The organism is Kitasatospora sp. SC0581, from assembly GCF_048159585.1.
Taxonomy (GTDB): domain Bacteria; phylum Actinomycetota; class Actinomycetes; order Streptomycetales; family Streptomycetaceae; genus Kitasatospora.
Genome location: NZ_JBLRWA010000196.1, coordinates 1 through 389, shown reverse-complemented (window position 1 = coordinate 389; position 389 = coordinate 1). Strand labels below are relative to the sequence as shown.

Genomic DNA, 389 nt, shown 5'->3' with positions numbered 1-389 from the left:
CAATGATCTGGATCAGCATGACCGTAAACGCCAACAGAAAGTAACTGAACAACGTATCTTTCCAAATCACGACAGAATAAAGCGGGATAAGCGGCAAAAAGCAGAAAAACGCATATCCCAGCCATAAAACCGGCTTTTTGACCCTTAATTTTTCAAATACATAAAAGACGTATCCGGTAATCAGCGCTGTCAAGATGAACTGGAAAATCACATATGATGCCGGTGTATCCCATATATGGGCCGTAAACTTAATGAGCCATGTCATCACAGCAGGATGCCAATCATTGTAAAAAGTGGAGTGCGCCTGCTGCCACTGATTGACAGAATCAGCCATTAAAATGCCCGGATAAAAAGCCCAGAAGTACAGAAGGGACATCTATAAAGGCAGA

The 389-nt window shown here is 42.7% G+C and carries 1 protein-coding gene; it reads right to left on the bottom strand.

Annotated elements, in window-relative coordinates:
- On the bottom strand, nt 1-376 hold a 376-nt coding region (locus ACLWS4_RS37755; RefSeq protein ID WP_416876537.1), incomplete at its 3' end, for a hypothetical protein.
- Between the last annotated feature and the right edge of the window lie 13 nt (nt 377-389).